Source organism: Pseudomonas protegens, assembly GCF_013407925.2.
Taxonomy (GTDB): domain Bacteria; phylum Pseudomonadota; class Gammaproteobacteria; order Pseudomonadales; family Pseudomonadaceae; genus Aquipseudomonas; species Aquipseudomonas fluorescens_AP.
This window is the reverse complement of the sequence record NZ_CP060201.1, coordinates 2,700,675-2,718,906: the sequence shown is the minus strand read 5'-3', so window position 1 is coordinate 2,718,906 and position 18,232 is coordinate 2,700,675. Positions and strand designations below refer to the sequence as shown.

Here is an 18,232-nt window from a genome sequence, read left to right as displayed (position 1 = left end):
GGCAATCAGGCCTACTACACTCGGTGCTCTTTGATACAGGGAGGTCTAGACATGCGGCGTGTGGTGTTCAATCAGAAAGGTGGCGTCGGCAAATCCAGCATTGCCTGCAACCTGGCGGCGGTCAGCGCCAGCGAGGGCTATCGCACCTTGCTGGTGGACCTGGATGCCCAGGCCAACTCGACCCAGTACCTCACCGGCCTGACCGGCGAGGACATTCCCATGGGCATCGCCGACTTCTTCAAGCAGACCCTGTCTTCCGGGCCCTTCTCGAAGAAGAACCACGTCGACATCTACGAGACGCCGTTCGACAACCTGCACGTGGTGACCGCCACTGCCGAGCTGGCGGACCTGCAGCCCAAGCTTGAGGCCAAGCACAAGATCAATAAGCTGCGCAAACTGCTGGACGAGCTGGCCGAGGATTACGACCGGATCTACCTGGATACCCCGCCGGCCCTGAATTTCTACGCGGTATCGGCGCTGATCGCCGCTGATCGCGTGCTGATTCCTTTCGACTGCGACAGTTTTTCCCGTCAGGCGCTGTACGGCCTGCTGGCGGAGATCGAAGAGTTGAAGGAAGACCACAACGAGGGCCTGGAGGTCGAGGGCATCGTGGTCAATCAGTTCCAGGCCCGGGCCAGCCTGCCGCAGCAGATGCTCGACGAGTTGATCAGCGAAGGCCTGCCGGTGCTGCCGGTGTACCTGGGCAGTTCGGTGCGCATGCGTGAGTCGCACCAGGCCAACATGCCGCTGATCCATCTCGATCCACGGCACAAGCTGACCCAGCAGTTCGTCGACCTGCACAACCTGCTGGAAAACGCCTGAGCCTCAGGTCGTCATGAGCGCAGGACGCGTCCTGCGGCCCATGGCGTCGCGTTAAATCCCCTGGCTGCGCAACCAGCCCAAGAGTTGTGGCAAAGGCAAGGCACCGCTTTGCCGCGCCACTTCCCGGCCGTTCTTGAACAGGATCAGGCTGGGAATCGAGCGAATGCCCAATTGCCCCGACAACTGCGGGTTGGCTTCGCTGTCGAGCTTGGCCAGCCGGCACTTGCCACTGAGCTGCGCGGCGGCCTGCTGGAAGATCGGCGCAAAGGATTTGCACGGTCCGCACCAGTCGGCCCAGACGTCCACCAGCAACGGCAGGTCGCCCTTGATCTGGCTGGCGTAGTCGCCCTGTTTCAAGTCAAAAGGCTGGCTCAGCAAGACCTCGGCCTTGCAGCGTCCGCACTTGGGGTGATCGCCCAGGCGTTCGCCGGGGATGCGATTGAGGCCGTTGCAGTGCGGGCAGGGGATCAGCAGTGGCTCGGACATGATGGGCTCCGCAAATAGGTTGAGCGCCTTAGATGGCGGCGCCCGGGGTGAATATCAAGCTGATGCCCGTCCTGGGTTCAGCGGCTGGGCGAGGCCAGTTCGACGCTGACCAGGCGATCCAGGGTGCGGCCCATGTGAAAGGTGAATGGCCGGCCGAGGGCCTGCATCTGCTGATTGCACAGCTCCTGCAGCTCGTCCTTGCGGGTGTCGAAGGGCAGGGCCGAGGTCAGGGTCTGGACACCGATGGAGCCGATGACGATGGCGAATTCGTCGAGGGGCACCGGCGCGGGCCGGGTGCTTTTCGAGCTGGAAGGCCAGGCCTGGATGGTCTTCTGTTGCAGGTGCCGGCTCAGGTCCGGGTCATCGAAATGCACCTTGAGCGGCACCTTGGCGATGCTGCCGCCGCGGGTCAGCAAGGAGATCAGGCCGCGCTCGCTGTTGTCCTGTTCCAGGGCTTCGTAGCCGATCAGTTGCAAGGGCGTGGGCAGGGTCAGGTGCGCGTTGATCTTGCAGCTGACCGGGCCTTCGATTTCCCTCGCGTTGACGATGGCCTGCAGGCTGTCTTCGTAGCTGCGGTCCAGCAGCATCTCGAACGTCGGGTCGAACTCAAGGGTGGCGTCGATGCTGTCCGGCAGGCCGCTGGGGCCGGGCGGGGTAACGCTGGCCTTGGTGTTATCCAGCTCCAGATGCAGGTTCATCGAGCTGGCCTGGCGCGCACGGGTGACCTGCTCGAAGACGGCCTTGAGTTGGCCCCGTTGTTCCGGGCTCAGGGAGTAGTCCACCAGGCGCAGGTGAATCACTTTGTCGTCCTCCTTGTCGCGTTCCAGGGCGATGGCGTCCGGGTCCAGGCCCTGGGCGCCGAGCGCGGCGTAAATGCTCTGTTTGTACGCCTCGTGCACCAACTGGTCGGAGTATTGCGGGCCGGCCTTGGGGTCGGAGCGCACCGAGTCCTGGAAGTGCAGGGCGGCGAAGTCTTCCTTGCACCCGGCCAGCGACAGCAGCAGGGGCAACAGCAGCAGGTAGCGGGTTTTCATGGCGAACTCTTGCAGGACAATGATGGTGGCAGGGCTCGTGGCATGGGCGAGCGGTGATGGTGGCAGCCAGGCCGCCCGCGCGTCATTGGGCCAGGCGATGCCCGTTGAGGCCGATGACCACGGCGAACTGCTTGGCGATCACCACTTCGGCCTGGTTGTTGTCGGCCAGGAAGCTTTCCATCGGGAAGGGAAATTCCACGGGAATACCGGCGATCGACATGTGTTTCACCGACTGGACCTGCAGCTCCAGCCCGTCGCTCGCGGTGCCACCGCTGATCAGATAGACGCTGTCGCTGATCGGCTCGTAGGACATGCCGCCGCTGCCCTGGATACGTTGCAGGCTGGCGGTCTGTTTGGCCAGTTCGTCCAGTTCGGCCTGGGTAATGCGGCGATGCGGTTTACCGTGCAGGCGCAGGTCCTGCAGGTTCATCCGGTACTTGGCGCGGCGGCTCAGGTAGATGACGACCGACACCAGGCTGAAGACGCCCAGGGCCAGGGTGACCAGAGTGAAGAACAGGTTCATGTGCATCCTTGCAGGTACTGGAAATCAGGGCGCGGATTATCCCTGCCTGTCAGTGGCGGGTCCATGTGCAATCCCAGGTTGAGCCAGTGCTGGACGGCAAGCGCCTGCTCAACCTGCGGCAGGTCCGCAGGTTGGCCGAGGGCTTCCAGGTGCCGATGGACAGCTTCGCCCGACTCAGGACGAACAGCTGATTTCCAGGTGCTTGCCCCACTCCGGCGGGCGTTCGGCGTAGCTGTCCATGCCGGCCTGTTCCTCGAAAGGTCGGCTCAGCACCTGATGCAGGCGACGCACTTCGCTGTAGTCCCCGGCTTCTGCGGCGTCGATGGCTTTCTGCGCCAAATAGTTGCGCAGGATGTACAGCGGGTTGACTGCGTGCATGCGCGCGCGGCGCAGGTCCTGGCCCTGGATCGGATCGCGGGCGACCCGTTCCCGGTACAGCTCGGCCCAGGCGTCGAAGCCGTTGCGGTCGACGAAATCGTCCCGCAGCCGGGCCAGCGCCTGTTCCGGCGCGGCGTCTCCCAGGCGGCGGAAGAACAGGCTGTAGTCCACGCCGCTGTTCTGCATCAGTTGCAGCAGGCGTTCCACCAGTTTCTGGTCGTCGTCCTCGGCCTGGGTGAAGCCCAGGCGCCGACGCATCAGGTCCAGGTAATGGGCCTGATACAGCGGCAGGAACAGGCCCAGGCTTTCCCGTAGCGCCTCGACGCTGATGAACGGCGTCAGGGCCTGGGCCAGGGCGCTGAGGTTCCACTGGCCGACGGGCACCTGGTTGCTGAAGGAATAGCGCCCCTGGTCATCGGAGTGGTTGCAGATGAAGTGGGCGTCGAAATCATCGAGGAAGGCGAACGGGCCGAAGTCGAAGGTGATGCCCAGGATCGACATGTTGTCGGTGTTCATCACCCCGTGGCAGAAACCGTAGGCCTGCCATTTGGCGATCAGTTCGGCATTGCGCTCGACGATTTCGCGAAACATCGCCAGGTAGGGTTCCGGCTGCTCCAGGCACTCGGGGAAATGCAGGGCCAGCACATGCTCCCCCAGCTGCTTCTGCTGCTCGGGTTTCTTGGTGTAGTAGAAGTACTCGAAATGGCCGAAGCGGACATGGCTCGGCGCCAGCCGCAGGACCATCGCCCCGCGCTCCTGCTTCTCGCGCCATACCGGGGTGTCCGAGCCGATCACGCACAGCGCGCGGCTGCTGGGAATGCCCAGGGCATGCAAGGCCTCGGAGGCGAGGAATTCACGGATCGACGAGCGCAACACCGCGCGACCATCGCCCATGCGCGAGTAGGGCGTCTGTCCGGCGCCCTTCAGGTGCAGGTCCCAGTGTTCCCCCGCCTGGTTGTAGACCTCCCCCAGCAACAGGCCGCGACCGTCCCCCAGTTGCGGGTTGTAGGAACCGAACTGATGCCCGGAATAGACCATGGCCCGGGGCTCGGCCTCGGCCCACAGCTTGTGCCCGCCGAACAGCTCGGCGAACACCGGGCTTTCGGCCACGGCCGGGTCCAGGTCCAGCAGCGCCATGGCCGCCGGGCTGGCGGCCACCAGCCGCGGGTTGTCCAGGGGTTCGGGCAGTACATGGGTCGAGAAGGCGTCGCCCAGGCGGGCGAAGCGGTTGTCGAAGGTCAGTTCGTCGAGGGCTTTCAACGGCCATCTCCCAGCAGAATGTCCGAGCATTCTGCTAGGGATAGGGGCCTTAGTCGAGTTTGCTCGGTGGCGGTTCCTGCAGCGGCTTGCCCTCGGCCACCGGGACTATGGTCTTGGTCTCCGGCTCGATGGGCACCATCTTGTATTCCTGGCCGTGGAGGTTTTTCAGGTAGACCTCCATCTGCCGGAACGAGATGTTGATGTGCTGCTTCTTGAACTCGCGGTTGATGAAGCGGTTGACCTCGTCCACCACCGGGTTGCGATCCCCCAGCTCGCGCACGTGCATGCGCAGTTCGTGGTCCAGGGTGCTTTCGCCGAAGTTGAGGAAGTACACCTGAGGCTCGGGTTCCTTGAGCACCCGCGGGTTGTCCCGGGCGGCCTTGAGCAGCAGTTCCTTGACCAGGTCCAGGTCCGAGCCGTAGTCGACGCCGAGCTTGAGGGTCACCCGGGTCACGGTGTCGGTCAGCGACCAGTTGATCAACTGCCCGGTGATGAAGGTCTGGTTGGGGACGATGATGTCCTTGCGGTCGAAGTCGGTGATGGTGGTGGCGCGGATGCGGATCTTGCTCACCGTGCCCGACAGGTTGCCGATGGTGATGGTGTCGCCGATGCGCACCGGCCGCTCGAACAGGATGATGATGCCGGAGATGAAGTTGGCGAAGATCGCCTGCATGCCGAAACCCAAACCTACCGACAAGGCCGCCACCAGCCACTGCAGCTTGTCCCAACTGACGCCGAGGGTGGCCAGGGTCGAGACGAAGCCTATGCCGGCAATGGCGTAGGACAGCAGGGTGGTGGTGGCGTAGGCGCTGCCCTGGGCCAGGTTCAGCTTGGACAGCACCAGTACTTCCAACAGGCCCGGCAGGTTGCGCGCCAGGGCGAAGGTGATGCCGACAATGATCAGCGCCCCGATCACGTCGCCGATGCTGATCGGCACCATGCTCATGTTGGCGCCGGTGCCGCTGGTGTATTCGTAGAGGGTGATGTTGTCCAGGTAGGAGAACACCGTGATCAGGTCCGACCAGACCCAGTACAGCCCGGCGATGAAGCCGCCCAGCAGGGCCAGGCGGATCAGGCGCAGGGACTGTTCGTTGACCTTCTCGATGTCCATGGTCGGCTCTTCGACCACCGCCTCGCCGCTTTCCCCGGCTTCCTTGGCCGCCTGGCGCTTGCTCAGGGCCCGCTGGTAGGCCAGGCGCCGCGCCGCCACCCCGAGTCCGCGGACGAAGGTGGCCTCGATCACCAGCCAGAACATCAGCAGGTACAGGGTGTTGATCAGGCGGTCGCTGAGCTTGAGCGCGGTGTAGTAGTAGCCGAAGCACACGGCGATGAACAAGGCGATCGGCAGCAGGGTGAACAGCATGCCCACCGCCTTGCGGAACAGCGAGGCATTCTCGTGGGCCGGGCTGCTCAGCAGCAGGCGACTCAGCAGCCAGGCCATCAGCCCGTAGCAGGTCAGCACCACGGCGATGCCCAGCACGTCATCGGCCAGGGCCGCGGGTTGGTGCTCGGCCACCGCCACCACGGCCACCAGCGCCAGGACCACCAGCCCCAGGCGCCGGACCCAGCCCTGGAGGAATTCCACCTGGGGTTTTTCCCAGCGGAAATGCAGTTCCGCCACGCCGCCGGGGGCGAGGATCCGATAGGCGGTATAGAACACCAGCCAGGCCTGGGCGATCTGTAGCAGCGCCGCGCCGAGGTTGGCGTTCTGTCCTCGGGCGTCGATCTGCAGGGCGTAGCCGCACAGCGCCAGGCCCAGGGTCACCGGCATCGCCAGGAGAATGTTGACCAGGATCGCCAGCGGCGTGTGCCACTGGCTGTCGCGTTTGAAGTGGCCGATGTCCTTGTGCACCTTGCTCAGGCGTGCATAGAGGTTCTTGCGCCGCCACAGCAGGGCGCCGATCAGCAGCGCCAGGGGCAGGAACAGCAACGGCCGCTGCGCCAGGCCGTCGGTCAGTTCACTGAGGCTGGAGGCCCAGGGCAGGGTGGTGACCTGTTTCTGCAGGCGCAGGGGCACTTCCTGCAGCCACTCGGCGTCCAGCGGCTTGTTGCTGGGGATCCAGAACATCTGCTCGTCGAGGGTCGCCCGCAGGCTCTGGGAGGTGCTCAGCAGCTGCTTCTGGTTCAGCTGCAGGGTGATGGACTCGTTGAGCAGGGCACTGAGTTCGCGGTTCAGGCGCTCCAGCAGATCGGCGCGGGTCATCGCCAGGTCGATCAGGGTCCGGCGCAGTTGCGGCGTGACCTGCTCCGGCGGCTGGCTCTTGAGCAGGTTGTCGACGTAGGTGCTGGGGCTGCCCAGCAGTTCGCGCTGCTGGTTGACCTCGAACTGATAGAGACGGATATCGGCGATTTCGTCTGCCAGATCGCGGTCCAGCTTCAGGCGTGGCAGGGCCTGCTTCTGTTTGTAGAGAATCTTCGACAGCAGCAGGCTGCCCTTGAGCACGTTGATCTGCTCGTCCAGGGCCGCGTCGCTCTGGGTCACGCTGTCCAGCTGCTGTTTGGTCTGCAGGTTCTGCTGGGTCAGTTCGTTGAGGCGGTCGGTGCTCTTGAGCAGGTAGTCGGAGAGCTTGAGGTTGGTGGCGCTCTCGGTGGCCAGCAGGCTGCTGCTGCCGGCCTTCTGCGCCTCGATCGACTGCTGGGTCACGGTTTCCTGGGACTGGGCCAGGCGCTTCTGGTTGATCAGGGTCTGCAGGTCCTGGATTTCCTGCTCCAGGCGCGCGGTCTTTTCCATCAGCAGGTCATGCTGGCTGCTGCCCAGGTCCTGCAACTGGCTGTTGCCTGCCAGTTCCTGGCGCCGCAGCGGAATCAGCGCATTGATCGCCGCCAGTTCGGCGTTCAGCAGATTGCGCTGGTCGGCGCCGAGCAGCTTGCCGCCGTCCTTGCCGGACTTGAGTGCGGCGTTGATCTGCAGGATCCGGGTCTGGCTGCTGCTGATTTCCGCCTGGGCCCGTTCGGGCCGGGTCTGGGCGGTGATGGTCAGGGTGTTGGCGTCGGCCAGGGCCTTTTGCAGCTCGCCTTGCAGGGTGGTGCGTTCGCTCAGCAGTTGCTCCAGTTGCGACACCGCCAGCGAGCCGTAGCGCTGGGCCACCGGTACCACTTTGCTGGCCTTCAGGCGTGCCAGTTCCCGCTGGTTTTCCGTGGTCTGGCGCGGCGCGTTGCTCAATTGCTGGCGCAGGTCGTTGAGGCGTCGCTCGTAGTCCTGCTTGTTATTCAGCTGATTCAGGGTGTTCTGCAGCAGGGTCTGCAGGGCCTTCTGATCGGCTTCCGGCAATTTGCGCTCGGCGATCTTGTCCAGGCTTTGCTGGACCGCCTCGGCACTGGGCGGATCGCCGCCCTGTGCGGCACCGACAGAGAGACTCAGGCCCAGCAGGGCAACAGCGAAGAATTTACGCAGGTTAGGCATAGAAGTCGGTCAAGCAAATAGGAAAGGGGGGGCGCGTTGCGACCAGGTCCGACGCGCTCCGCAGTTTAGAGGAAGAGGCCGGGGCCGGGGCGACTTCCTTCGGGGAATCTGACGCCCACCTTGCCGATCTTGTTCCCGTCCATCACCGCCACGGTCCAGATGGTGTTGTTCCACTCCACCTGGTCGCCGACCACCGGCGCACCGCCGACCTTCTGCGCGATGAACGCCCCCAGGGGCATGTCCGCGTCCTGGCCGTCGAGCTTGAGCCCGTAGAGCGCCGACACCGCGCCCAGCTGGGCGTCGCCTTCGAGGACGAAGTCGCCGAAGAAGCGCAGGTCCAGCCCGCGCTCTGGCGCCTGGCTGAAGAGTTTGCCCAGGGCCGGCAGGTTGTGTTCATGGCCGATCACGCACAGCAAGTCATCGGCCTCAAGCACGGTACTACCCGACGGATGGAGCAGTTGCTGGCCGCGAAACAGCGCGGCAATCCGCGTGCCTTCGGGCATCTTCAGTTCCCGCAGGGCGGCGCCGATGCACCACTTTTCCGCTCCCAGGCGGTAGACGAACATCTCCCACTCGCTGGTGACATGCACTTCCAGGGCCGACCGGGAAATCGGCGCCGGGTCCGGCGGCACCGTGACCTTCAGCCACTTGGCCACCCACGGCAGGCTGGTGCCCTGCACCAGCAGCGAGATCAGCACGATGAAGAACGCCAGGTTGAAGTACAGCTGGGCGTTGGGCAGCCCGGCCATCAACGGGAACACCGCGAGAATGATCGGCACCGCGCCGCGCAGGCCGACCCAGGAAATAAAGGCCTTTTCCCGGCCGTGGAAGGCCTTGAACGGCGCCAGGCCCACCAGCACCGACAGTGGCCGGGCGAACAGGATCATCCACAGCGCCAGGCCCAGGGCCGGCAGGGCGATGGGCAGCAGGTCGTGGGGGGTGACCAGCAGCCCCAGCACCAGGAACATGCCGATCTGTGCCAGCCAGGCCATGCCGTCAAGCATGTGCAGGATGCCGTGGCGGCTGCGCACCGGGCGGTTGCCGATCATCAGGCCGCACAGGTACACCGCCAGGAAGCCGCTGCCGTGCAGGGCGTTGGTCAGGGCGAAGACCACCAGGCCGCCGGCGATCACCAGGATCGGGTACAGGCCGTTGGCCAGGTGGATGCGGTTGACCAGTTGCAGCATCAGCCAGCCGCCGCCCAGGCCGATCACCGCGCCGATGCCGAATTCGCGGATCAGGTCCCCCAGCAGGCCCCAGTGCAGGCCAGTGTGGCCGCTGGCGAGCATGTCGATCAGGGTCACGGTGAGAAACACCGCCATCGGATCGTTACTGCCCGACTCGATCTCCAGGCTGGCGGTGACCCGTTCGTTGAGGCCCTTGCCCCCCAGCAGCGAGAACACCGCCGCGGCGTCGGTGGAGCCGACGATGGCGCCGATCAGCAGGCCCTGGATCAGGTTGAGGTCGAACAGCCAGGCCGCGGCCATGCCGGTCAGCCCGGTGGTGATCAGCACCCCCACCGTGGCCAGGGACAGCGCCGGCCACAGGGCCACGCGGAAACTCGCCACCCGGGTGCGCAGGCCGCCATCCAGCAGGATCACGGCCAGGGCCAGGTTGCCCACCAGGTAGGCGGTCGGGTAGTTGTTGAAGATGATGCCGCCGCCGTCGACCCCGGCGGTCATGCCCACGGCGAGGATGATCACCAGGATCGGGATGCCGAGCCGCGAGGACAATGAGCTCACCAGAATGCTCGCACCTACCAGCAACGCGCCGATCAAGAACAGGCTGTTGATGGTCGTCGCATTCAAAGGCAGTACTCCAGGGCGAAAAAGGCGGGCGCAAACTGACCATGCAGTCTGCGTGCCAGCGATTCTAACCTGTTGAAATGTGCCGCTGTCAAAAAGCTTTCAATGACCGCGGCCGACCCGGCGCAAGTGCTGTGCGCCGGGGCTTTGCCGAGCCTGGCCCGGCGTTTCAAAGGCTGAAGCGCGCCACCAGGCCGTTGAGGTCCACGGCCAGGCGCGACAGCTCGTTGCTGGCTGCACTGGTCTGGTTGGCGCCGGTGGCCGACTGCACCGACAAGTCGCGGATGTTCACCAGGTTGCGGTCCACTTCCCGGGCCACCTGGGCCTGTTCTTCGGCGGCGCTGGCGATCACCAGGTTGCGTTCGTTGATCTCGATGATGGCGCTGTTGATGGTGTCCAGGGACAGGCCGGCGCCGCGAGCGATGTTCAGGGTCGACTCGGCGCGTTCGGTGCTGTTGCGCATCGAGTCCACGGCGTGTTCGGTGCCGCTCTGGATGCTGCCGATCATGCGTTCGATTTCGCTGGTGGACTGCTGGGTCCGGTGGGCCAGGGCACGCACTTCGTCGGCGACCACGGCAAAGCCGCGACCGGCCTCGCCGGCGCGGGCGGCTTCAATGGCGGCATTGAGCGCCAGCAGGTTGGTCTGGTCGGCCAGGCCGCGGATCACGTCCAGTACCTTGCCGATGTCCCGGGATTCGTTGGCCAGGTCGCCGATCAGGCTGGCGGTGCTTTGTACGTCCGAGCTCATGCGCTCGATGGCGGACACGGTTTCCTGCACCAGGTCGCGACCATCGCCGGCGGAGGTGGTGGCGTTCTTCGAGGCTTCGGAGGTGCTGACGGCGTTGCGCGCCACTTCTTCCACGGCGCTGGTCATTTCATTGACCGCGGTGGCGGCTTGCTCGATCTCGTTGTTCTGCTGGGTCAGGCCGCGAGCGCTTTCCTCGGTGACGCTGTTGAGCTCTTCGGCCGCCGAGGCCAGCTGGGTGGCGGAGCCGGAGATGCGTTGCAGGGTGTCGCGCAGTTTTTCCTGCATCTTGGCCATGGCGCGCAGCAGGCGTCCGGCTTCGTCGTTGCCGTCGACCCGGATCGGCCGGGTCAGGTTGCCTTCGGCGATCTCTTCGGCGGCGCTCAGGGCGTTGGCGATCGGCAGGGTGATGCTGCGGGTCAGCAGCCAGGCGAACAGCAGGGTCAGGGCGGTGGCCAGCACCAGCAGGGTCACCACCAGGGCGAAGGCCGAGGAGTACTGCTCGGCGGCTTGCTGGTTGGTGTCCAGGGTCTGCTGGGTGTTGATCTCCAGCAGGCGGTTGAGCACGGTGTTCATGGCCTCGGAGTTGTTCAGCAGGTCGGTGTTGAGCAGGTTGCGCAACTCGTCCACCTGATTGCTGCGCGAAAGGCTCTTCATCCGCTCTTCGATCTGCCGGTACTGGCCCAGCAACTGTACGTACTGGTCGTAGGCGGCTTTTTCCGCCGGGCTGCTGATCAGCTTTTCATAGGTCGCCTGGGCCGTGCGGATCTGCTGGTTGCGCATCTCCAGCAGTTCCACGGTCTTTTGCTGCACATCCGGCTCGCGGTTGACCAGCAAACGGTAGGACAGCACCCGCAGGCGCAGGGTCAGCTGGGTGAACTCGTCGAGGCTCTTGATGCTCGGCACGCTGCTCAGGGTGATGTCCTCGGCGGCGCCGCGGATCTTGCTCATCTGATTCAGGGCGAACACCCCCAGGATCAGCATCAAGCCGCCGATCATGGCAAAACCGAGGAAGGCCCGCGGAGCGATATTCATATTACGAAGGGACATGGTGGGTACCAGAAAGGGCGCATCCGTGCGGGGCTTGAGACTGATCTACCGTGACTTATCGGTCGTACGACTAAAGTCTTGAGCCACGCCGTGGATTTAGCCTTTTGGCTACGCACCTGGCCGGGAGCGCCAATGGCCGACGGCATCGGCTCCAGGCCCGCAATAGAGCCTTGGAACCGAGCGAAGGGCTTTTTATAGCTGGAACCGGGTCACCAGGTTGTTCAGGTCCACGGCCAGGATCGACAACTCACTGCTGGCGGAGCGGGTCTGGTTGGCTCCGGTGGTGGACTGCACCGACAGGTCGCGGATGTTCACCAGATTGCGGTCCACTTCCCGGGCCACCTGGGCCTGTTCTTCGGCGGCGCTGGCGATCACCAGGTTGCGTTCGTTGATTTCGTTGATGGCGCTGTTGATGGTGTCCAGGGACTGCCCGGCGTTGCGGGCGATGGTCAGGGTCGACTCGGCGCGCTCGGTGCTGTTGCGCATCGAGTCCACGGCGTGTTCGGTGCCGCTCTGGATGCTGCCGATCATGCGTTCGATTTCGCTGGTGGACTGCTGGGTGCGGTGGGCCAGGGCGCGCACTTCGTCGGCGACCACGGCAAAGCCGCGACCGGCCTCGCCGGCGCGGGCGGCTTCGATGGCGGCATTGAGCGCCAGCAGGTTGGTCTGGTCGGCCAGGCCGCGGATCACGTCCAGCACCTTGCCGATGTCCCGGGATTCGTTGGCCAGATCGCCGATCAGGCTCGCGGTGCTTTGCACGTCGCCGGTCATGCGCTCGATGGCGGCGACGGTTTCCTGGACCATGTCGCGTCCGTCCCCGGCGGACTGGGTGGCGTTCTGCGAGGCTTCGGAGGTGCTGACGGCATTGCGCGCCACTTCTTCCACGGCGCTGGTCATTTCATTGACCGCGGTGGCGGCCTGTTCGATTTCATTGTTCTGCTGGGTCAGGCCACGGGCGCTTTCGTCGGTGACGCTGTTGAGCTCCTCGGCCGCCGAGGCCAGCTGGCCGGCGGAGGCGGAAATGCGTTGCAGGGTGTCGCGCAGTTTTTCCTGCATGGTGAGCATGGCCTGCAGCAGGCGGCCGGCTTCGTCGCGGCCGTCCACGGTGATCGGTTGGGTCAGGTCGCCTTCGGCGATGGTTTCGGCGGCATGCAGGGCGTTGGCGATCGGCAAGGTAATGCTGCGGATCAGTCGCCAGGCGAACAGCAGGGTCAGGGCGCTGGCCAGTACCAACAGGGTCACCACCAGATTGAAGGCGGTGGTGTATTGCTCGGCCGCGTCTTGGTCGGCGGCGCTGGAGTACTGGGTGTTGATCTCCACCAGTTGGTTGAGGAGGCCGTTGATCTTTTCCGCGCTGGTCATCAGCTCGGTGTTGAGCAACTGCTGCATGCTTTCGAGCTGGTTGTTGTGCGACAGCTCGATCAACTGGTCTTCCAGTTGGCGGTGGTGGGTCAGCAGCTCCATGTACTGGTCGTAAGCGGCGCGCTCCTCGGGGCTGCTGATGAGCTGTTGGTAGCGGGCACGGGTTTCATCGATCTTCTGGTTGCGCTCGCGGATGGAGTCCAGGGTCTTTTGCTGTTCCTCGGGGTCGCGGTTGAGCAGCAGTCGATAGGCCTGGACCCGCAGGCGCAGGCTCAGTTGGGTGAAGTCGTCGACGCTCTTGATGCTGGGGATGGTGTCCTGGGTGATGCGTTCGGTCGCTGCGCGGATCTTGCTCATCTGATTCAGGGCAAAGATCCCCAGAAACAGCATCAAGCAACCTATCAGGGCAAAGCCGAGGAATGCCCTCGGAGCGATATTCAGGGTACGCAGGGACATTGAACCTACCTCGGATGTGCGCGGCTTGCGCGTGTGGGTCTGGGAAGTACCTGTGCTATCGCGTTGAAAAAGTGCTTCTTGAATGCCCGGGAGTAGTTTCAGAAAAGTCTGAGTAACTGTTGGGATATTTCAGAAAAGTCCTGACGGCCCGACGGAGCGTCAGGAACCCACGGCGCCAATGACAGTCTCTAGCAGCTCTCGCGGAAGGGTCATCGCCAGTAAAATCAAGGCCTTGCGCCTGGATAACCCTGGTATCCAAGGTGACTTTTCTTTATCGTACGCGCCCTTTGCAAAACGCCCGGAAGGTCAAAATGTTGGAAGCATCCCTCAGCCAATTGGAACAGCTGGTCAGCGACCTGGTGCTACAGAACCAGGAGCTGCTCGGCACGAACGCAGCCCTCAAGGAACAACTGGCCCAGGCCAAGGATGAAAACGAAAGCCTGCAATTGAGCCTGATGGAACAGGAAGAGAAACAAGGCGCGACCGCAGCCCGCATCCAGGCTCTGGTTGAGCGCGTCAGCGCGAGCCCGGCCAACCCATGAGACACCATATCGATGGGGTGAAGGTGATCTCGATCCTGGGCGAGGATTACTCGATCAAGGCCCCGGCCGGTGAGGAGCAGACCCTCATGGACGCCGCGCTGATGCTCAAGGCGGCCCTGGCCGACACCAAGAAGAAATACCCGACGCTGATAGGCGAGCGCCTGCTGGTGCTGGCGGCGATGAACCTGTGCTCGCAGCAGATCGACATGCAAAAACGCCATGCCCAGGAACTGGCCCGTTATGAGGAACAGGTGAGCGCCACCGTCGAGGTGATCGCCAAGACCATTCAACAGAATTGATGGAAGTGCACACAGCCGGCGGGTAATGGGTTGGACAAGCAGGATCTTTGTTTGTATACAACTTCCCGCGGCTGGCGCGGTATCTCAGCCTCTTATAACCATAAGAAAGAGGTGTTCCATGCAATTCTGGCGACGCAGTATTCAATGGCAGCTGATCCTCAGTATGGGATCGGCCCTGTTGGTCAGTCTGCTGGTGGTAGTAGCCATCTACACGGTACTGATCAATCACCTGACCCAGAACTATCTGGTGGACAGGGCGCTCCCTTCGAGCATCGAAGCCATGCGCAACGATATCGAGCGCATTCTCACCCAGCCCCTGACCGCCGCCCGCGACCTGGCCGGCAACGGCATGCTGCGCGACTGGCTGGCGGCCGGCGAAGACCCGGCCCGGGCGCCGAGCTTCATCAGCTACCTGGAAGACATCCGCGCCGAGAACCAGGCGTTCACCACCATGATGGCCAGCCCGCTCAGCCATCACTACTACAACCAGAAAGGCCTGGACCGGACCCTCAGTCGGGATAATCCCAAGGACGTCTGGTTCTACCGCTTTATCGACAGCGGCAAGCCGCGGGTGCTGAACATCGATATCGACGTGGCCAGCGGCGAGCTGGCGCTGTTCATCAACTACCGGGTCGAGAAAGACGGTGAACTGGTGGGCGTCACCGGCCTGGGCTTGCGCATGACCGAGCTGTCGCAGCTGATTCACGACTACAGCTTTGGCGAGCGCGGCCGGGTGTTTCTGGTGCGCAGCGATGGCTTGATCCAGGTCCACCCGGACGCCGAATTCAGTGGCAAGCGGCAGTTGTCCGAGCAGATCGGCGCGACCGCCGCCGAGGCGCTGATGGGGTACGAGGGGCTGACCAGCAGTCATTTCGAACGTGACGGCGAAGACTACCTGGCCCTGAGCCTGCCCCTGCGCGGCTTTGGCTGGAGCCTGGTGGCCGAGGTGCCGCAGGCGCAGATCTACGCCGAGGCGCACCGGGCGATCTGGCTCACCAGCCTGATCGGCCTGGGCATTGCCGCGGTCTGCCTGTTGCTGGTTGTGCTGCTGGCCCGTGGCCTGGTGCGGCCGGTCCGGCAAGTGACCGAGGGGCTGGTGGCCATCGGCAGTGGTGGCGGTGACCTGACCCTGCGCCTGGACGCCAGCCGCGCCGACGAGCTGGGGGACCTGGCCCGGGGCTTCAACCGCTTCCTCGACAGCCAGCGCGGTATGATCGGCGAGGTGCTGGCCACCACCGAACGCCTGCGCTCCTCGGTGAGCCAAGTGGCGGCGGTGGTGGAGAACACCGCCGAGCGCTCCGGACAGCAGCAGGAAATGACCGACACCGTGGCCACCGCGGTGCACCAGATGGGCCTGACGGTCCAGGACATTGCGCGCAATGCGGGGCAGGCGGCGGACGCGTCCCAGGCGGCCCGGGACGAAGCCCTGCAGGCCCGGGAAGTGGTGGGTGGTTCGATCCAGCATATCGAGAGCATGTCCGGGGACATTGCCCTGGCCGCCGGCGCCGTGAGCGAACTGGCGGAACAGGTGGCCTCCATCGATCAGGTGCTGGCGGTGATTCGCGGGGTTTCCGAACAGACCAACCTGCTGGCCCTCAACGCCGCCATCGAAGCGGCCCGGGCCGGGGAGATGGGCCGTGGCTTTGCCGTGGTCGCCGATGAAGTGCGCACCCTGGCCCAGCGCACCCAGACCTCCACCGATGAAATCCAGCAAATGATCCAGGGCCTCAAGCAAGGGGCGGAGAACGCGGTGTCCTCGATGCATGCCGGGCAGACGGCGACGGGCACCGGCGTCGAATCCAGCCAGCGCACCGGCGCCTCGCTGACCGCGATCACCGGGCAGGTGGAGCGCATCAGCGACATGAATCAGCAAGTGGCCACGGCCACCGAGCAGCAGTCGACGGTGACCGAAGAGATCAACCGCACGGTGCAGGGGATTTCCGATCTGGCCCGGGCCACGGCGGCCGAAGTGCATGCCTGCCGTGAAGATTGCCGGACCTTGCAGCGCCTGGCCGAGGACCTGGTGCGCCAGGTGGGCGGCTTCAAGCTGCACTGAGTGCCCAGGAGCGCGGGCCTGCCGGCGAACCGCATGCTGCGGTGTGCCAGGCCCGCCGCTTTCGCCGGCAAGCCGGCTCCTACAGGTGTGGCGTGACCCCTCTGGTAGGAGCTGGCTTGCCAGCGAATAGCGCGCCGCGGTGTTTCAGGCCGACTCGGCCTCAGAACCAGGCGTCCTGCATCTCCAGGCAGGTGGCGTCCCGTGCTTCCAGCAGGGTCAGTTCATGCTGGCAGCCCGGCACTTCCCAGGTCAGGAAGTAGCGCGCGGCCTGCAGTTTGCCGTGATAGAAATCCCGGTCCCCGGCATGGCCTCGCGCCAGTCCTTCCTCGGCCTTGATGGCCTGTTCCAGCCAGCGCCAGCCGATCACCGCGTGGCCGAAGGCCTTCAGGTACAGCGCCGAGTTGGCCAGGGTCGCCGTGACCTTGCCGCTGGCTAGATCCCCGAGCAGACCCAGGGTCACGCTCTGTAGGCGCGACACCAGTTGCTCCAGAGGCAGGCGCAGGGCGTCCAGCGACGCATGGGCGCGGGCCCGCTCGCCGGTCTCGGCGATCAGGCGGATCAGGCGCTTGAGCCCGGCGCCGCCGTTCTGCGCCAGCTTGCGCCCCAGCAGGTCCAGGGACTGGATGCCGTGGGTGCCTTCGTGGATCGGGTTCAGGCGGTTGTCGCGGTAGTACTGCTCCACCGGGTATTCCCGGGTGTAGCCGTGGCCGCCGAGGATCTGGATCGCCAGCTCGTTGGCCTTGAGGCAGAACTCCGACGGCCAGGATTTGACGATCGGCGTCAGCAGGTCCAGCAGTTCGTGGGCCTGCCGGCGCCCGGCCTCGTCGGCCAGGGTGGTGGTGTCGTCGAACAGCCGCGCCGCGTACAGCCCCAGGTCGAAGGCGCCTTCGACGTAGGCCTTCTGAGTCAGCAGCATGCGGCGCACATCGGCGTGCTGGATGATCGATACCGGCGCGGTGCTCGGGTCCTTGCTGTCCGGCAGGCGACCTTGCGGACGCTCGCGGGCGTATTCCAGGGAGTACAGGTAGCCGGCATAACCCAGCATCACCGCACCCATGCCGACGCCGATCCGCGCCTCGTTCATCATCTGGAACATGTAGCTCAGGCCCTGGTGCGGCTGGCCCACCAGATAGCCCACGCAGTGGCCGTTATCACCGAAGTTCAACGCGGTGGAGGTGGTGCCGCGCCAGCCCATCTTGTGGAACAGCCCGGCCAGCAGCACGTCGTTGCGCGGTCCCAGGCTGCCGTCGTCGTTGACCAGGAACTTGGGCACGATAAACAGCGATATGCCCTTCACCCCGGCCGGCGCGTCCGGCAGCTTGGCCAGGACCATGTGCACGATGTTCTCCGACAGCGGGTGGTCGCCGCCGGAGATGAAGATCTTGTTGCCCTTGAGCCGGTAGCTGCCGTCGGCGGCCGGTTCGGCACGGGTGCGGATATCGGCCAGGGAGGAGCCGGCATGGGGCTCGGTCAGGGCCATGGTGCCGAAGAAGCGGCCGTCGATCATCGGCTGCAGGAAGCGTTGCTTCTGTTCCGGGGTGCCGAAGCTCTCGATCAGGTTGGCCGCGCCCATGGTCAGGAACGGGTAGGACGTGGTGGCCGCGTTAGCCGCCTGAAAGTGGGCGAAGCAGGCCTGGGACAACAGGGTCGGCAACTGCATGCCGCCGGCCTCGAAACTGCGGGCTGCATTGAGAAAGCCGGCTTCGAGGAAAGCGTCCACCGCCGGTTTCACTTCAGGAATCAGCCTCGCCTGACCGTCTTCGTAGCGTGGTTCGTTCTCATCGCCCTTGCGGTTGTGCGGGGCAAAGTACTTCTCGGCGATGCTGCGGGCGGTGCCGATGGCGGCGTCGAAGGTTTCGCGATTGTGCTCGGCAAACCGCTCACGCTGGGTCAGGCCCTCGGCGTCGAGTACCTCATACAGCTCAAAGGCCAGATTGCGGGAACTGAGCAGCGTCTCGGACATGGCGGCATACCTGTGGGATAGGGAGTGAGCCGAGTCTAGTCGCGTGAA

Annotated in this window: 12 protein-coding genes and 5 pseudogenes; 6 read left to right on the top strand and 11 right to left on the bottom strand. The window is 64.6% G+C overall.

Features of this window, described 5'->3' with window-relative positions; genetic code table 11:
* The first annotated feature begins 51 nt into the window (after positions 1 to 51).
* On the top strand, positions 52 to 822 hold the full coding sequence (locus GGI48_RS12540) for a ParA family protein (protein ID WP_047301238.1): 771 nt from the start codon (positions 52 to 54) through the stop codon (positions 820 to 822).
* Between the two features lie 51 nt (positions 823 to 873).
* Here the strand turns inward: GGI48_RS12540 and trxC are convergent, their stop codons facing one another.
* The 3 genes from trxC to GGI48_RS12525 form a co-directional block, all read right to left on the bottom strand.
* A complete protein-coding gene (gene trxC, locus GGI48_RS12535) occupies positions 874 to 1,308 on the bottom strand; it encodes a thioredoxin TrxC (protein ID WP_016962657.1) in 435 nt (144 codons plus the stop codon).
* A gap of 77 nt (positions 1,309 to 1,385) precedes the next feature.
* The gene (locus tag GGI48_RS12530) at positions 1,386 to 2,342 is read right to left on the bottom strand and encodes a hypothetical protein (protein ID WP_179598537.1); all 957 of its coding nucleotides are present in this window, start codon (positions 2,340 to 2,342) and stop codon (positions 1,386 to 1,388) included.
* Positions 2,343 to 2,424: 82 nt separating this feature from the next.
* Positions 2,425 to 2,865, bottom strand: coding sequence for an IgaA/UmoB family intracellular growth attenuator (locus GGI48_RS12525; RefSeq protein ID WP_016962659.1), 441 nt, complete (start codon positions 2,863 to 2,865; stop codon positions 2,425 to 2,427).
* A gap of 65 nt (positions 2,866 to 2,930) precedes the next feature.
* Between GGI48_RS12525 and GGI48_RS31160 the strand changes: the two genes are divergently transcribed.
* Positions 2,931 to 3,056 (top strand): hypothetical protein, encoded by a 126-nt coding sequence (locus GGI48_RS31160; protein ID WP_260620653.1) that lies wholly within the window; start codon positions 2,931 to 2,933, stop codon positions 3,054 to 3,056.
* Here the strand turns inward: GGI48_RS31160 and selO are convergent.
* The 7 genes and pseudogenes from selO to GGI48_RS31480 form a co-directional block, all read right to left on the bottom strand.
* Positions 3,040 to 4,503, bottom strand: coding sequence for a protein adenylyltransferase SelO (gene selO, locus GGI48_RS12520; RefSeq protein ID WP_179598535.1), 1,464 nt, complete (start codon positions 4,501 to 4,503; stop codon positions 3,040 to 3,042). The two genes, GGI48_RS31160 and selO, sit on opposite strands and share 17 nt — an antisense overlap.
* A gap of 49 nt (positions 4,504 to 4,552) precedes the next feature.
* Complete coding sequence (mscK, locus tag GGI48_RS12515) at positions 4,553 to 7,906, bottom strand: mechanosensitive channel MscK (protein WP_016962662.1); 3,354 nt, start codon at positions 7,904 to 7,906, stop codon at positions 4,553 to 4,555.
* Positions 7,907 to 7,971: 65 nt separating this feature from the next.
* Positions 7,972 to 9,714 (bottom strand): potassium/proton antiporter, encoded by a 1,743-nt coding sequence (locus GGI48_RS12510; protein ID WP_047301248.1) that lies wholly within the window; start codon positions 9,712 to 9,714, stop codon positions 7,972 to 7,974.
* A 166-nt stretch (positions 9,715 to 9,880) separates the two neighbouring features.
* Positions 9,881 to 10,480: pseudogene (locus GGI48_RS31495) on the bottom strand (methyl-accepting chemotaxis protein); the annotation flags it as partial.
* A 303-nt stretch (positions 10,481 to 10,783) separates the two neighbouring features.
* Positions 10,784 to 11,440, bottom strand: a pseudogene (locus tag GGI48_RS31490) (MCP four helix bundle domain-containing protein); the annotation flags it as partial.
* 258 nt (positions 11,441 to 11,698) lie between these two features.
* Positions 11,699 to 12,298, bottom strand: a pseudogene (locus GGI48_RS31485) (methyl-accepting chemotaxis protein); the annotation flags it as partial.
* A gap of 303 nt (positions 12,299 to 12,601) precedes the next feature.
* Positions 12,602 to 13,258 (bottom strand): annotated as a pseudogene (locus GGI48_RS31480) (MCP four helix bundle domain-containing protein); the annotation flags it as partial.
* 377 nt (positions 13,259 to 13,635) lie between these two features.
* Between GGI48_RS31480 and GGI48_RS12495 the strand changes: the two are divergent.
* From GGI48_RS12495 to GGI48_RS31470, 4 genes and pseudogenes are all read left to right on the top strand, one after another.
* Complete coding sequence (locus GGI48_RS12495; RefSeq protein ID WP_016962666.1) at positions 13,636 to 13,866, top strand: hypothetical protein; 231 nt, start codon at positions 13,636 to 13,638, stop codon at positions 13,864 to 13,866.
* Positions 13,863 to 14,165, top strand: a complete 303-nt coding sequence (locus GGI48_RS12490; RefSeq protein WP_016962667.1) for a cell division protein ZapA — start codon at positions 13,863 to 13,865, stop codon at positions 14,163 to 14,165. The genes GGI48_RS12495 and GGI48_RS12490 overlap by 4 nt, the downstream gene beginning before the upstream one ends.
* A gap of 25 nt (positions 14,166 to 14,190) precedes the next feature.
* A pseudogene (locus tag GGI48_RS31475) lies at positions 14,191 to 15,306 on the top strand (cache domain-containing protein); the annotation flags it as partial.
* 69 nt (positions 15,307 to 15,375) lie between these two features.
* Positions 15,376 to 16,221 (top strand): methyl-accepting chemotaxis protein, encoded by an 846-nt coding sequence (locus GGI48_RS31470; protein ID WP_409283323.1) that lies wholly within the window; start codon positions 15,376 to 15,378, stop codon positions 16,219 to 16,221.
* A 160-nt stretch (positions 16,222 to 16,381) separates the two neighbouring features.
* Here the strand turns inward: GGI48_RS31470 and GGI48_RS12480 are convergent, their stop codons facing one another.
* Positions 16,382 to 18,184, bottom strand: a complete 1,803-nt coding sequence (locus GGI48_RS12480) for an acyl-CoA dehydrogenase (protein WP_179598531.1) — start codon at positions 18,182 to 18,184, stop codon at positions 16,382 to 16,384.
* Positions 18,185 to 18,232 lie beyond the last annotated feature (48 nt).